Genomic DNA, 16,347 nt, shown 5'->3' on the forward strand with positions numbered 1-16,347 from the left:
TTTGTGTTTATCAATTAGATTTTAAAACTATTTCTTTGATGATTTTTTAGCAGCTTTTTTAGCAGGAGCTTTTTTAGCTGGTGCTTTTGGAGTTGCTACTGGATTTAGGTTGTAGAAAGTTTTTTCACCTAAGTATTTAGCTTTTTTATCTAATTCGATTTCGATTGCTAATAATCTGTTGTATTTAGCAATTCTTTCAGATCTAGACATTGAACCAGTTTTGATTTGTCCAGTGCTTAATGCAGTAGCTAAATCAGAAATAAATGAGTCTTCAGTTTCACCAGATCTGTGAGAAACAACTGCTGTTCAGTTAGCTTTTTTAGCAATGTTAATTGTGCTGATTGTTTCAGTTAATGTTCCGATTTGGTTAAGTTTGATTAATACTGAGTTTGTAGCATTTAATGCAACACCCTTAGCAGCAATTTCAGGGTTTGTGCAGTATGTATCATCACCAACGATTTGAACTTTTTTACCAATTCTTTGAGTTAGTAATTTCATACCTTCTCAGTCATTTTCATCTAATCCGTCTTCGATTGAAATGATTGGGTATTTCTTAGTTAATTGTTCTAAGTAATTTACTAATTCAGCAGTTGTTTTAGTTCCTTCTTTTTCAGAAAGAATTCCAGCTTTAACAGCTTTTTTGAAAACATAAGCTTTCTTGTCAGCGTTGTAGAATTCACTAGCAGCACAGTCAAGAGCAAACGCAACATCTTTACCTAGTTTGTAACCAGCATCAGTTACAGCTTGACTCATTAAGTCTAATGCTTCTTCTGCTGATTTTAAGTTAGGTGCAAAACCACCTTCATCACCTTTGTTAGTGTTTAGTTTTTTAGATTTAAGAATTTTTTGTAATGAGTGGAAACATTCACTAGCAATTTGTAATGCTTTAGCCATTGTTTTAGCACCAACTGGCATAAACATAAATTCTTGGAAGTCAATTGTATTATCAGCGTGAGCACCACCGTTAATTACGTTTAACATTGGAACTGGTAAGATGTAATCAGCTGATTTAACCTTAGCAACTTTTTTAGCAATGTATTGGTATAATGGTTGTTTTAATGAAGCAGCAGCAGCTTTACATACAGCCATTGAAACAGCTAAAATTGCGTTAGCACCTAATTTAGATTTAGTTTTAGTTCCATCTAATTCAATCATGTGATTGTCGATGTCTTTTTGTAATGAAGCATCAACACCTAAGATTGATGGAGCAATTTTTTTGTTAATGTTATTAACAGCTTTCATTACGCCTTTTCCGAAGTATTTATCTCCGCCATCACGTAATTCTAAAGCTTCTTTTTCACCAGTTGAAGCACCAGATGGAACCATAGCCAATCCTTTAGATCCATCTTTAAGAGTTACTTCACAAGCAACAGTTGGAAATCCTCTTGAGTCAAAAACTTGGTAAGCAAAAACTTTGCTAATTTCTAAATTGTTTTTTGCCATTTTATTTTTCTTTTGTATTATATGAAATTTATTTGCTATTATTTTATAAAAATAAAGTAAAAAATAAAGTTAAAAAATTCAAAATGATTTTAAAAAGAAATAAATCTTACTGATTTAATTAACTTTTGATAAAAATCATTTTGCTTTAATAAAATTGGTTTTTGTCTCGAAATTTTTATTTTTAAAAATAAAAATAACGGTTTAGTTTTTGATAAAAATTTCATCTAATTCTCAATGAATAATTAGATGAAGATTTTAATGATTACTTTGCTCTTTTTTATCTAATAAAAACAAACTTAATTAGTTGTTTTCATTATCAGATTCATTATTATCTTTTGATTTAAATGGTGATTTAAATTTAAAGATATTCTTATAAATATCAGCAGGGTTTGAATTAACGTTAGTTGTTGGTTCTTGCTGTTGTTTTGTTAAATCTTCTGTTGGATTTTTTTGCTTATTAAAGCGTTTTAAAATATCTTTTAAATCATCATTTGCTTTAGTTGAATTTGATGAACTTTCTGTTTGTTGATTATTATTAGTTTCGCTATGTGATTGGGTTTGATTATTAACTTCTTGAGTTTGGTTGTTAACTTCTTTTGTTTTAGCTGACTTATTAATTTTTTCAAAAATTGTTTTTAATTCTTCTGATTGTTTATTTGCATCAACTTTTGGTTCATCATTCTTGGTTGGTTGTTCATTAACAGTTTGAGTTTGTTGATAGCTTTGTTGTTGATCTTGTTGGTTGTGTTGTTGTTTAGCTTGATGTGTATAATCAAATCCATCATCAGCTTTTTGTTTCATATCTTCTCTGATTAAATCTTCATCATACTTATAAGATTTTTGGTTATACATCTTTTTAAAGATTGAATCATAATTAACTTTGGTTTGGGTTGGTTCTGAATTATTGTTATTAGCTTGATTATTTTGATCTTGATTTAATGTTTGATCTTCTTTTTTATTTTTCTTAAATCATGATCGTTTTTGTTTTTTATCTGATGCTAATTCTTCTTCATTAAGATCATTATCTTTGTATAGTTTTTTTAGCATCTTAGTCATCTTATTAAATGAAGAAAACACACGGTATTCAAAACTAAATACAATAGATGCAAATAAACATCCAAATAATAAGAACGGCCCACTAACAAAGAATAATGATAGCAAGATGCTAAAAATCGTTTTTAGTTTAACCACACCAGAATTGTTGATGTATTTAGCAAACATTTGGCTAGCAGCATTTTTTTCATAATTAGCCATAATGTTGTCATACATAATTCAACCAACAATAATGAAAATAATTGTGATACTAGTTGCAATTAATGTAATTGTTGATAAGAAATTAAAATTACGTTTAACATTATTAGTTGGATCAGCAACTTTTTTATTAATCGTTATTAAAAACGGAATTAAAAGAATTGTCGTGATTATTAAAAACAACAAGGTTATGATGAAGAAGATTAAATTCATCAACCTTTCTCATGCAAAATAATCAATTATTGATTTAACATTATTAGCACTCTTTAATCTTGATAAATCAGCATACTGATTAAAGATCAATCAAGTGCTATATAAGCTGTTAATTGCTAATACTAATGCCAAGATAGCACTCAAACTAACAAAAATAACACTGCTAAAAAATAAAATCTTTTTGATTTTGATTAATTTGTAATGTTTTTCTATTCCGTCTTGTTTTACATACAAGCCGTATTTAGTTAAGGTATCAAATATTAGTTTTTTGCTATCATTAACCATATAATTAATATTATATTTATATTAATATTTGTTTATAAGAGAAAATTTAAAATATGAGACAAGCAGATTGTATTTTTTGTAAGATTGTCAACAAAGAAGTTGAAGCTAATATTATTGCAGAAAACGAACACGCACTAGCATTCTTAGATGCTTTTCCAGTTTCTAATGGCCACACATTAGTTATTCCCAAAGATCATCACCCAGATTTTTCAAGCACACCAGCCAACTTAATGCATTATGTTACTGATTTAGCTCAAGAAGTTGTTGGTATTTTAAACAAATCACGTCTAGATCCTTTTGGTTATAACTATGTATCAAATGAAAAATCAATTTCAGGTCAAGAGGTTTTTCACTTCCACTTACATGTAATTCCTAAATATGCAGCTAAGGAAGGTTTTGGTTTTAAAACCAATAAGGTTAATATCTTAGACTTAAAAGAAGTAATGGATAAGATTAAACATTAAAGTTCATTCATTCCACTCGAAGCCACTTGAGTTGGTTTTGGTGGATTAGTTTCAGAAGGTGGATTGCCACCTTCTTTTTTATTTTTCTTATTGTCGTTATGATCATCAAAATGAAGAATTACAGATTTATCATCACTATTAACAGGTTTATCACTAGCTTGGGTTTGGTTTTTTCTTAATTCTAGCGCTAATTCAATTTTAAAGCGAGCTAGTCGAATAATGGTCATCGACATGATACAAATGATCCCAACAACAGCCACAGAAGCATAAACAATGTTTTTTTGATAATTGTAATACTTAATTGCTTCATTAATTTTATCTGGTTGGTTATCAACTACATTTTGTCTTAATTCAACGATATTTTGCTTAAATAAAAAAGCTACTAAGATAAAAATAATACCAATTAATAAATTAAATAAGAAAATTGATAATCCAATTACATAAATCTTATTAAACTTCTTGTCATAATGGAATTTCTTGTAAGGAAAATCCTTTAAGAAATAACGAATATCAACATAAAGCATAATTGAACCTAAAACAATCCCAACGATTGCTGGTGCAAATAAGATTTCTGCTTGTGAATTATACGGATTGTTTTGCGTGTTTGGATTAATAAATCTTACTAAATAAGCATTAAAAGCAAAACCAATAAATACTAAAGCATTAGCAATAACTGTGATGTAATGATTTCTTCATTTTCTTAGTTTCATCTATAACACCTTATTTAAAACTGCTGTTACTAATTTAATTGCTTTATCATCACCATAGGATTCTAAAAGCTTGATTGCTTGTGATATTAATATTGGTTTATCAGTTTTATAATATTTAGCTTCTGTCAGGATTAAATGGAATAATGCCTTAACTAAATAATCAAGTCGTTGTCAACTTCACCCTTGTTTAATATGAGCTGATACTAATGACGGAATACTATTAATATAACCAGTTCAGTTTGTTAAAAATTCACGATCATTTTCATCATTTAATTTTGTTATCTGATCATTAATTTCTTCCAAACTAAAATCTAGTAATAAAGCTTGATAAATAAAACTAAGACGTTCATATCTTAGTTCTAATTGTGATTTTTTCTTTTGTTCTGTCATTAGAATCTTTGAATAAAGTTAATCGAAGTTAGACTTAAACTTAATTCGACATTAATATCATTAAGAATCGCATTAGAAATATTCTTAATGAAGTTATTATCATAACGCTTTTTATTTAGATATTTAACATACACATTGATTTGCGCATTAACATCATCATAAAAGTGATATAAATCCACATTAACTAGTTGGATGTATTTATTGTTATCAAGGTATTGGTTAATTTTAGCTTTAACATATTTCAAAAAGGCTTTATCAGTAATTCTGATGCTGCCATAATTGGTATATGTAATGCTTCTTGTGTTAGTTAGCTCTTGAGACATATTTACCATCAACAGTTGAAACAATTACTTTTTCTTTAGATTTAATAAATTGCGGAACTTCAATCACATAACCAGTTGTTAGTGTTGCTTTTTTTAATGCATTAGTAACACTATTACCTTGAACTGCGTCTTCTGCATATTCAATTTCAACCACAACTTGATCGGGTAATGTTACTCCTAGAATTTCATCTTCATAGCGCATGATTGAAACTTCAGTTCCTTCTGTAATAAAGTTCTTTTCGTATTCTAATAATTTATTAGGAACTTCGATTTGTTCATAAGTTTCGTTGTTCATGAATACAAAGTGATTTTGGTCTTGATAAACAAAAGACATCTTTTGTTTTTCAATTGTTGCTTGTTCTAGCTTTTGACCAGTTAATACTTCGGTCGTAATCGCACCTGTGCGTAGGTTTTTAACTTTACATTTAACAATACCTTCGCGCATTGCGGTTTTATTAAATGAGTTTTCGATTACTAAATAAATTTGGCCATTTAAAAAGATTGTATGACCACTTCTTAAGTCTTTTGCGTGAATAATTGATGCCATAATTTGCTTTATGAAATTTTAATATATTGAAATTAGAACAAAATTAATTTGTTTGGTATATAAATTTTTATGAAGGAGGAAAATAAGAAATCATGTTATTCAAAAATGAATGCGATTGTCAATGTGAAACAACTAACAAATGCACATGTGATAAATGTGAATGTGAAAATTGTTCATGTGCTTGCTAATTAAAAATCAACATCGCAAAACCAAACAATAATTAATTAAATAAAAAAAATAATTTTAAAAACCAAAGGATACTTACTAACAATGATCTTTAAAAATAAATGTGAATGTAATTGTGAATGCACTAGCGCAAAAGATTGCACTTGTTCAACTAACTGTGAATGCGCAAACTGCTCATGTGCTTGCTAAACAGCTTAATTATAATAAATATAAATTAATAAAACAACTACTTTTTTTATAAATAAATAACTAACTAATTAAGGATACATACTAACAATGATTTACTACAAAGACAACTGTGATTGTGAATGCACTAGCGCAAAAGATTGCACATGTTCAACTAACTGTGAATGTGATAACTGCGCTTGTGCTTGCTAATCAATAACCTACCTAAAATTTAAATTTCAATAATATATAAAAAAATAATTTTAAAAACCATAAAGGAAAACCAAAATGATCTTTAAAAATAAATGTGAATGTAACTGTGAATGCACTAGCCAAAAAGATTGCACATGTTCAACTAACTGTGAATGTAAAAACTGTGCTTGTTCTTGCTAGTCGTCTTAATTATAATAAATATAAATTAATTTAAGATAAGAAATTACAAAAAAAGTAGCCCGCAATGATGCGAGCTACTTTTTTATAATAGATTTTGTTATTTAATGGCGGAAGCAGTGGGATTCGAACCCACGCACCATTGCTGATCTAACACCTTAGCAGGGTGTCCTCTTAACCACTTGAGTATGCTCCCGTTAGTTTATCTTAGAAATTATAACATTTTTTAAGATAAACTGAAGGTAACTATAATAGCTATTAAGAATAAAATTCCATAAACTAAAAAACTGATGTAAAAAACTTTAAATGTTGCTTGGTTTTTATTCTTACTATAAGTTAGATAATCTTCATATGATTTAATATAGTTTTCAGCATTATCAGGATCATATAAAAAGTTACGTTTTTCTCGTAGTTTTCTCATCGATAACCACAATCATAACTTTCGCATTTTATATTTAAGCATCATGAAGATGCTTTGACGGTGCACAAAACCAATGAAGTGATAAAAAAACCCGATTCCAGTTGAAATATCAACTGCATCTAGAATTTGGGTTTTTTTAGTAATAATATTTGGTCTTTGGATGAAAATTCCAAGAAACAAAGCAATGATCACAATGATTAAACAAAAACAAAAATTAATTCAACCTTTTGAATATTTCAATTCTTGTTGATTAATTTTGTTAATGTTTTTATCATCAGTTAAATCATTCTTATTAAGTTTATCTAGATAACTTTTTGAGTAATGATTATAACCAGTTTTTAGTGGGTTTGATTTAGCCATAAATCAAATTGTTCTTTGGTGCAAAATACTTCGTGGTTATCTGAAATTTTAAAGAATGAAGGTTTATTGATTACTGAATAATCTTGATCATAATTAAACCCTTCATCAAATGAAGCTAAATCTAAATGAATGTTTGAAAGTTTTGGTGAAGCTTTCATTAATGATTTAGTGTATGGATGGATTGGATTGTTGAAAATCTTATCAACACTACCACGTTCTAAGATTTTGCCACGGTGCATGATGATTACGTTGTTACATGCATAATTTACCATTGATAAGTCGTGAGCAATAAATAAGAAAGTTACACCTTTTTTATCAACCAATTCTTTCATGATGTTTACAATCTGAGCTTGGATTGATACGTCAAGTGCTGAAATTGGTTCATCAGCAATTACGATCTTAGGTTCAGTAATTAATGCTCTGGCAATAACAATTCTTTGGCGTTGACCACCTGAGAATTCGTGTGGATATCTGTATGCGTGTTCTGGTTTTAAACCAACTTGTGTTAATGCGTCAAATACCTTGTCACGAATTAAGATTGAACGTAATGGGAATAAGTAAATTCAACTTAATCAAGGTGGTAATTTGATGAATAGATTTTGATAAACATTTTTATCACTTAATGTGATTTTGTATTCAAAATCATTGATTGCCATTGATTTTAGACGTAATTTTGTTGCACTTCATAACAACTTAGCATCTTTATTAGTTCATGAGTATTGGTTTGATAGTGCAGCAATTTTATCTTTTAATACATGAACAAAACGATTTTTTAACTTCTTGTATTCTTGGTGTAATTTGTTAATTTCTTCAGTTAAAACAGCTTGTTTAGCATAGATTTGTGGCAATGTTTGTTCGTATTCAAAAATTGTTTTGTCACGTTTTTGGCGTTTTTGTTCAGTGACATTAATTGCTTCTTGTAAGTTTTTTTCTAAAGCAGTTTTATCACTTAATAAATGAACTTCGTATGCTTTTTGAATTTCTTGATTTAGATTGTAGATTTCTTTTTTAGCACGATAAACTTCGATGTTGTGTTCGTTGTAAATCTTTTGTGATTCTTCGATGTGGTTTTTGATCTCGTTACGAATGAAATCATATTGTTGTTGAATTGTATTTTTTCAACCATCATAGTCTTGTTCTAAGTATTGGTTTTGTTTGACAAAACTATAAGCATAAGCATCAGATTCTAATTCAGCAAAGAAGAATCTTAATCTTTCATCAGTTAGTTCATGTTTGAATGCTAAATATAATTTTTTAGCCAATCTTAAATATGAATCTGCTTGTTGATTGAATTCAGAAGTAAATAAAATATTATCTTTTAATCGTGCTGATAAATTAATAACAATTGTTACGATTGGCTCAAAAATTAAATTGAATGCATGATTGATTTTTTCAATCAAAGCATCTAAACGTTCTTTTTCAAAATAACGGTCTTTTTTAATAATTTTAATAACAGATAGTAATGCTTTTTTTCATCAATAATTAATGCCAGCATAACTATAATCTAATGGTTTATTTGAAAAACGCATTTTTTGTTTGAAGCTTTTAGCTTCAGATTCAATTGTCGTTTTTCAACTTAATAATTCTGAGTAGTTTCTGAATAAATAAATGTCGCTAAACTCTTTTTTGATATTAGCTAATTCTTCTTGTTTTTTAGCTTTATCTGATTTTAGATCAATTACTGCTTGCGAATATTTTAATTGTTTAGCACGTTTTTGTTGTTCTAATTTAGCTTGATCAAATTCTAAATCAACGATGTCATATTGCTTATTGTCATAAGCTTTCATGAAATCAGTCAGAATATTCTTATAATCAACCAAGTATGTTTTGGTTAATTGAATACGTTCTTGAACTCTTTCTGAAATATCATCAAGAACAAATAAGAATTCTTTATAACCTGTATTGTAATCAGAACTTGATGGTTTTAGTGCATCAATTGCTTTAATTGCATCTAGATAATCTTGGTTTAATGTTTTGAAATAATTTGATTGGTATTTGTAATTTAAATCAAATTCTTTAGCCTTAAATGAATATCTAAAATACGGTCTGATGTAAGTTAATTTTTTATAAAATTCTCTGGCTTGTTTATGAACAGTTTTACTGATCATAATTGGTTCAGATACCAATTTTAAAACCGTTTTGATTGGGTTTAATGAACTCATTGGATCTTGGAAGATCATCTGAGCATTTTGGTGTAACCACGCCTTGTCACTTCTTGATATATATTTGTTACCAATCAAACGACCATCAAGATTAATTAAACCACCACTTGGTTTATTTAAACGAACTAAGGTCTTACCGATTGTTGATTTACCAGAACCAGATTCACCAATAATCCCGAAGAAATCACCCTTATTAACCTTAAATGAAACGTTATCAACAGCACTAAAATATGATCCTCGTGCGTTGAAAACAACAGATAAATCAGCAACTTCTAATAAAGTGTTTTGTTCTTTAGTTTGATTCTTATGACTCATCGTTTTTTATCTTTCTTGTATCAAATACATTAAAATCTTGGACAGTTGATTGACTAGTTGGTTCTGATTGAATTTTTTCTAATGATTTTTTGTAAATCTCAATCTTTTGTCTGACTAAATCTGGAACTTCAATTTTTGGTGCTGATGGGTGTAATAATCAAGTTGCAGCCTTATGTGTTCTTGTGATTTCAAACAATGGCGGTTGAGCGTTGAAATCCAATTTAATTGCATATTCATTTCTTGGAGCAAACGCATCACCCTTAGGTGGTGAAATTAAGTTTGGTGCAGATCCTGGAATTGATTTTAATTTACCTTCAATTCCTTCATCAGGAATTGAAGAAATCAACGCTCATGTATATGGATGGCGTGGATCTAAAAAGATGTCATCAATTGTTCCTTGTTCAACAATTTTTCCAGCATACATTACATAGATATATTCACAGAAATTAGCTACTAATGCAATGTTGTGCGAAATGAAAATAACTGTAACTTTATAGACTTGATTAATCTTTTTAATCAAGTCTAATACCTTAGCTTGGATTGTTACGTCAAGTGCAGTGGTTGGTTCGTCAGCAATAATTAATTTAGGACGTGAAGCAATGGCAATCCCGATAACAATTCTTTGACGCATCCCACCTGAGAATTCATGCGGGTAAGCATTAACTTTTTGTTTGATGTTATTAATGCCGATGAATTCTAGAATGTTATAGATTTTTTCTTTGATTGCTTTGTGTGAACTTTCAGCTTTGTAATGATTTTTAGCAATTGATTTTTTCTTATTATACTCAGCAGTTAGTTGTTGTAGTTGATTGCTAGCATCATTATATTCTTGATCATTAGAAGGATTTTTTAAAATTGCTTTTAATTTCTTAGCATTTTGTTGGTATCCTTCTTTTAGTTCTTGAATTGTTTCACGATATTTTCTTTTTTCAGCAATAACTAGTGCTTCTTTAATTTGAGCACCAATTTTTTTAGTTGGATTTAGTGATAATAACGGATCTTGGGGAATATAAGTAACATATTCACCTCTTAATGAAGATCAGTCATTTTTCTTAATTTTTAAAAGATCAATATCAGCTAAATTTAAGTTTTGAGCAACCGTTTTTGAACCGTCATTAAAATCAATTAATGATTTTACACACACTGATTTACCAGAACCAGATTCACCAATAATCCCGATGATTTGTCCTTGTCTGGCTGAGATATTAACACCTCTAACAGCTTGTAACATCCCATCTTTGGTCTTGAATGAAACATTTAAGTCCCTGATGTCAAGCACAAAGTTTTCTTTCAGTTTTTTAGTTTCTTCGGTAACTAAATAACGTTTTTTTAAATTCATTATTTTCTACCTACAATTCTCGGGTCAACTGCGTCATTAATTGCATTCGCAATGATTTGTAATGAAATCGTGAATAGTGAGAATACAATGATTGGTGGTAATGAAATATGCAGTTGGCTCGCTGTAATATTTTGATAAGTTGTTGATAAGATTGTTCCTAATGATAAATCTAATGAAGATTTTAATCCTAAGAATACTAGTGAAGAATCGATAAAGATCGCAGCTGGAATAAAGTGCACGAACATCACGGCTAATCTTCCTGAAATGTTTGGTATCAAGTGCGAGAAGATAATACGTCACTGACTACCACCTAATGTTCTTACGGCTTGAACGTATTCTGCGTCTTTTGATTTAACAATATAAATCCGTGTTGTTGTCGCTGGTCCTGTTCAGTATAAAGCAATTAGTGCAAAGTTTAATGCTGTGATGTTAATACCGTTTGATGGTGAAAAGATTGTTGCTAAAACAATAATTAATACGATTGTTGGTAATCCACCAATGATTTCAACAAAACGCATCATTACAGTATCAATTCATTTTCCAGCAAAACTTCCAGCAATCGCACCATAAATCACCCCGATTAAGGTTGCAAAAATTGATACTAATAACGCTGAACCTAATGAAGTTCTAATCGCACCTCATAAGTTAGTTCAAACATCCACACCAGAGTTAGTTGTTCCTAGAATTGGATAAATGTTTTTTAGTTCAGGGATCATGTATGGGTGATAATCTAGTTTGTATAAAAAACCACCTACTTGTTCTTTGCTAACAATCACTCCCTCCATTTCATATGAAGATAATTCATATGTCGGAATTACGGTTGAACTAATTGGGTTTGATCCAAAAATTCGTGGAGGTAAGTTGAAATAAATCGGTAATGAATCAATTGGATCAGCACTTGGATAAGGAGATACAGCAGGTGCAATTAGTGCTAATAAAATTAATAAAATTAAAAAAACACTAAATCCAGCTGCTCATGGGTTTTTGAAAAACCGTTTAATAATATCAACAATGTAATTGGTAGGTTTACCAATTACTTGAGCTTGTTTGTTAAGTTGATCAGTACCAACTCGTTCAAACATACTTTGATCAAATTGAAATTGTGAGCTGATTTCTTCGATTTTCATAACTTATTAATTGACACCTCCTTTCTTGTTATTAATTCTGTAGATTTTTTGATTGATGACTAGATATTCAATGTTATCTGGCAGTTTGTATTGATCTTCAATTGTGATGTGTGATTTTGTTAAATCGTTGTTGTCTTTAATTGAATCTAATAGCAATTTATCAGTTTCAAAGTTTAATACATAAGCATTGTTGGTATTGATCATTGCTCATGTTTTTTTGTTTTTATGACGTTCATAAGCATTTTCAATTCATTTGATAAAGATCAACGAATTACCTTCGGCCAAGCGAATTCTTGGATCGATTAAAGTATAGATTACATCTAATAAGATCTGTAATAAGAATGCTAATGATGAGAAGAATAAAACTTGGAATGCTAATAAGTTTACTTCGTTTTTCTGAATCGCTTCAACTAAGATCTTCGCAGTCCCTGGAACATTAAAGAAGGTTTCAACCACAATTGATGATGAAATCAGACCTAATAATGAAGGAACGATGATTGATAACACAGGAATACTTGCATTTCTAAATGCGTGTTTAAAGATAATTTGTGTATTGGTTAAACCTTTTGATTTGGCTGTTTTAATGTAATCTTGTTGTAAGACTTCAACCATTTCATTACGCATATAATAAGTCATGCTTGAAAACCCACCAAGCGTTAATGATAAGATTGGTAAGATTAATGAAGCAAAGAACTCAGCATAATGCGTTCCGTCTTTGGTTACTGGTGCAATAAATTGCGTTGGCACATCGGTGTTTTTAAAGATAATTAGCAAGATGATTGCAATCACAAAACTTGGCACCGAAATAAAGATGACAGCAATTACGTTTAAAATCGCATCAGGGAATTTTCCACGATATACGGCTGAAATGATCCCAAAACTAATTCCTAAAACGATTGATATTACAAAAGCAATTGCTGAAATCAATAAGGTATATGGCACAAAACTAAAGAAGTATTGTCCAATATCATTCCCAGGGTTTTGGTAATATGTTCCTAATGAATGGTTAAGGAATAATCCTTTTAAATACTCACCATATCTAACAATAATTGGTTTGTCTAAACCTAATGATTTTAGTTGTTCAGCAAACTGCTCTGGTGACTGACGTGGTGTTGGTTGGATTGGTAAAAACGGTAACAACCCCATTAATAAATAGGTGAATGTCAATAATAAAAATACCGCTAGTATTGCAAATCCAATTCTTTTTAAGATGTAAATTAACATTTTTATTAAATTATCACAATTAAAGTGTATTTAAGCCCTTTTTAGCTTGGTTTGATTTTAAGAAATCAATATAAGAAATTATAACAAACTGCTTTTATTAAATATTGTCTAATAACAATCGCTTATTAGATTAAGAAGCACCATCACTAATAGGACTAAAGTCTTGGTATGGTCTTCTTAATACCCCGCTGTATCCATTAACTTTGAATGCTTCTGGGAATTCATTGTCTCTGGCAGCAATTAAAATTTCGTTGAATGGTTGATTTTTAAATAATTTTTTTGAAGTGAATGATTGGTAAGGCACTGAGGTCATTTGCATTGTGCCATTTGGTGATAACACCCTGAATAATCTTCTTCAATTAATAAGGTTTACAATTCCTGCACGAACAATTCTTGAATCATCACTATTTCATTCATCAAATAGTTTTCTAGTAACTTTATCTTGGTATTTTAATTTTTCAATATTCTCAGGATCAGCCCCTCATGCAATATATGAAGTTTGTGATACTGGATCAGTTACTGGTTGGTTTCAGAAGAATTGTGAGTATTCTCTTAATGAGTCTACTAATTTTGATCGTGGCACAGCTAGTGTTGTTGGTGTTTCATCATCGTCTTTAAAAACAGTGAAGATAACATCGTTTGGACGACCATTAAAGAAGGTTTTTAATTCTTGGACTGGTTCTTTGTTTTTGTAATAATCATCACTAAAAGCGTTTTTGTATGCTTGTGAATAATTTAGTTTGAAATACTTAGGCGTAAAGTCACTTACATAATAAGAACCAGAATATAAGGTATATCTCGTGTTTGATATATCGGTTTTGGTTTCATCCATGAAACCAAAGATTTCATTAAATTTAGTTTTAGAACGATCAATGATTGGTTTTTTAGCTTCTGGTTTGGTTGGATCTTTTTTATCATCATTGATAATGCTTGCAACAACACCATCAACAGGAGTGATGTTAGTTGAACCATCTTTGCTGGCTAGTGTTTTGTATTTTTCACTAATCGTATTAACTGCACTATCCTTTTTTTGGAAGTCAAATTTGATGTTTCTAACACTATCTTTTCAGTGTGGTATTGGTGAATTAAAACTGTGACCGAATAATTCTAATGCGAATTGGTATGGAGCTTTTAGATAAACTCGATATACATCATCACTGTTTGTAAAATTACCAACATCATATTCTGGATCACTAATGCTAGTAGTTCCTGGTGTAACAGTTACTTTTCCGTGTTCATCTGGTTTAGTCTCAATTGAGTTAACAGTTTTTTGTAAATCAATACCTAATTGATCAGTTAAATAACCATTCGGGTTATAACTTCCAGCACTAGCTAATCAGAAGCCTTCAAGTCCTCTTTCAAAGTCTCTTGCTGATAAATCAGCAACCGCTCTTCCAGTTTCATCAACCCATTTGATGTTGCTATCAATCAATCAGTCATATCTAACTGCTTGTTGAACTAAAACTGCTAATTCAGGGTTTTTAGAAATATCAACAACACCATCGTCTCAGATTTTAACTTCAGAGTTTTCTTTTAGTGCTTCTTGATGCATTGAACTAATCCAACTAGATGCTTCACTTCCTGTTATTGGGCGTAAGATGACTGCTAATAATTTATCATCTTTATCATATAATTTAACACCCTTAGCACCTTCTAATTTATATGTAGCATCATACGAAATTTCACGAAGTTTTTTCTCATCATCATAAGTTGGATCGCCTGTGGTTTCAGATGATATTAAATGCACATAAGTTCCAGGGAAGAACGTGCCACTACCACCAGCTGATGCAAATGAAGATTGTAATGGTAATTCGTTAGACTGAAATGGACTGTCTTGACGCTCAACAACATAAGGACGGTTTTGCGGACCGTTAGCGTCTCTTAATAAAAGTTCTTGGGATTTTCAGTTATTACGAATAACTCATTGTTTGTCTTTAAGTAAGATTTGCGTTTGGGTTTGGTCATCTCTTTCAGCATTAGGAATCCAACTAAATTGGTCATCAATGAAAGAAATTAAATATAAAACATGTTCTTGATCAATTGCTGCTCATTCACCTAGATTTTTGGCTAAATTGTTGCGATAAGTATCACGCATGTCACCTTCGTTTGGCACCAACTTTTCATAGTCCATACCTTTGAACATGCTTAGATAAGTCATATCATCAACTTTTTGATTATCAGTTGCTGGATCTTTTAAGATTGTTATTTTTGATTTAACAAGCGCCTTAGCCAATGAAGCACTTAGATCAACGTATTTTTTAGTATATTCTTTAGCATACGCTTCAGGGTTAGCTGCAACATTAGCTAATCTTAAAAGAATTCATTGGTGGTTTTTAGCAGTTTTTTGACCTGTAAATCATGATTCAATAAAAGTTCCTACTGAAGCATAGTCCTTACCTCAGAAATACGTTCCAGCCACAGCGTCAGTTGAACCAAACCAATCAGTTACAGAAGGTGTAGCAGCACCACGGATCACTAAATTATAGTCAATTAATCCATCGCTTAAATAACTCAAAATATTACCTTTAGTTTTAATAAAAGCATTTTGGTCTTCAGTTGGACTGCTAATTTCTAATGATTTTTCAACGAACTTTCAAGGTTTTTGCTTGGTTGCACCTAGATTAATTAATGCTTGTTTAAAAGTTTGTTTATTAACTGTAATATCTCTTAAACCATCAGCCGCTTTAATCGTGATGCTGTCATTAAAAATATACCTTTTTGTTGAATCAGGAATGGCTGTTGAACATGAAGCAACAAAACTAGTCACCAATACTCCCAAAGATAATGATGAACCTAATTTGATTAGTCTTTTTTTATGATGTTTGAGCATTCTTACTTAATTCTTATTCTTGATGTAGAATAAATTTCTATCAAATTTCGTTATTAAATTAAAAGTAGTGATTGCTTTTTTTAAGCAATCACTACGTAAGATTAAAATTAATCAATATTTATTTTTAAGGGTGATTGCTTTTTTCTTGCTATTCTTTCAAGGTTAAGCAATCTTTTTTATACTCTATTTAAGTTTAAAACTA

At 30.1% G+C, this 16,347-nt stretch carries 13 protein-coding genes and 1 tRNA gene; 1 reads left to right on the forward strand and 13 read right to left on the reverse strand.

The window, feature by feature from the left end; genetic code table 4:
- Positions 1-27 precede the first annotated feature (27 nt).
- Both eno and JJE79_RS02675 read right to left on the reverse strand, forming a co-directional pair.
- Entirely contained in the window at positions 28-1,443 is a 1,416-nt protein-coding gene (gene eno, locus JJE79_RS02670; RefSeq protein WP_222926087.1) for a phosphopyruvate hydratase, read from the reverse strand.
- 300 nt (positions 1,444-1,743) lie between these two features.
- Positions 1,744-3,192 carry a DUF4887 domain-containing protein gene (locus tag JJE79_RS02675; protein ID WP_222926088.1) on the reverse strand — a complete coding sequence of 483 codons (1,449 nt, stop codon included), beginning with the start codon at positions 3,190-3,192 and terminating at the stop codon, positions 1,744-1,746.
- Positions 3,193-3,245: 53 nt separating this feature from the next.
- Here JJE79_RS02675 and JJE79_RS02680 point away from each other — a divergent pair, with 53 nt between their 5' ends.
- A complete protein-coding gene (locus JJE79_RS02680; RefSeq protein WP_222926089.1) occupies positions 3,246-3,656 on the forward strand; it encodes an HIT family protein in 411 nt (136 codons plus the stop codon).
- Here the strand turns inward: JJE79_RS02680 and JJE79_RS02685 are convergent.
- The 11 genes from JJE79_RS02685 to JJE79_RS02735 all read right to left on the reverse strand — a co-directional run bounded on the left by JJE79_RS02685 (position 3,653) and on the right by JJE79_RS02735 (position 16,145).
- Entirely contained in the window at positions 3,653-4,366 is a 714-nt protein-coding gene (locus tag JJE79_RS02685; protein WP_222926090.1) for a DUF5453 family protein, read from the reverse strand. The genes JJE79_RS02680 and JJE79_RS02685 overlap by 4 nt on opposite strands.
- Complete coding sequence (locus JJE79_RS02690) at positions 4,367-4,756, reverse strand: DUF1948 domain-containing protein (RefSeq protein WP_222926091.1); 390 nt, start codon at positions 4,754-4,756, stop codon at positions 4,367-4,369. It abuts the gene before it with no gap.
- The gene (locus tag JJE79_RS02695; RefSeq protein ID WP_255565823.1) at positions 4,756-5,079 is read right to left on the reverse strand and encodes a hypothetical protein; all 324 of its coding nucleotides are present in this window, start codon (positions 5,077-5,079) and stop codon (positions 4,756-4,758) included. The genes JJE79_RS02690 and JJE79_RS02695 overlap by 1 nt, the downstream gene beginning before the upstream one ends.
- On the reverse strand, positions 5,060-5,626 hold the full coding sequence (efp, locus tag JJE79_RS02700; RefSeq protein ID WP_222926092.1) for an elongation factor P: 567 nt from the start codon (positions 5,624-5,626) through the stop codon (positions 5,060-5,062). Before efp ends, JJE79_RS02695 begins: the two co-directional genes overlap by 20 nt.
- Before the next feature lie 849 nt (positions 5,627-6,475).
- A tRNA-Ser gene (locus JJE79_RS02705) sits at positions 6,476-6,563 on the reverse strand.
- Between the two features lie 30 nt (positions 6,564-6,593).
- Positions 6,594-7,148: a hypothetical protein gene (locus JJE79_RS02710; RefSeq protein WP_222926093.1), complete on the reverse strand. Its 555-nt coding sequence runs from the start codon at positions 7,146-7,148 to the stop codon at positions 6,594-6,596.
- Entirely contained in the window at positions 7,127-9,625 is a 2,499-nt protein-coding gene (locus JJE79_RS03850) for an ATP-binding cassette domain-containing protein (RefSeq protein ID WP_222926094.1), read from the reverse strand. The genes JJE79_RS02710 and JJE79_RS03850 overlap by 22 nt, the downstream gene beginning before the upstream one ends.
- Positions 9,615-10,964: an ABC transporter ATP-binding protein gene (locus JJE79_RS02720; protein WP_222926095.1), complete on the reverse strand. Its 1,350-nt coding sequence runs from the start codon at positions 10,962-10,964 to the stop codon at positions 9,615-9,617. The genes JJE79_RS03850 and JJE79_RS02720 overlap by 11 nt, the downstream gene beginning before the upstream one ends.
- Positions 10,964-12,091 (reverse strand): ABC transporter permease, encoded by a 1,128-nt coding sequence (locus tag JJE79_RS02725; RefSeq protein ID WP_222926096.1) that lies wholly within the window; start codon positions 12,089-12,091, stop codon positions 10,964-10,966. The genes JJE79_RS02720 and JJE79_RS02725 overlap by 1 nt, the downstream gene beginning before the upstream one ends.
- Positions 12,092-12,097: 6 nt before the next feature.
- Complete coding sequence (locus tag JJE79_RS02730; protein WP_222926097.1) at positions 12,098-13,315, reverse strand: ABC transporter permease; 1,218 nt, start codon at positions 13,313-13,315, stop codon at positions 12,098-12,100.
- A 130-nt stretch (positions 13,316-13,445) separates the two neighbouring features.
- Positions 13,446-16,145, reverse strand: coding sequence for an MG321/MPN456 family lipoprotein (locus tag JJE79_RS02735; protein ID WP_222926098.1), 2,700 nt, complete (start codon positions 16,143-16,145; stop codon positions 13,446-13,448).
- Positions 16,146-16,347: the final 202 nt, after the last annotated feature.

The organism is Mycoplasma sp. E35C (assembly GCF_019873825.1).
GTDB lineage: Bacteria > Bacillota_I > Bacilli_A > Mycoplasmatales > Mycoplasmoidaceae > Mycoplasmoides.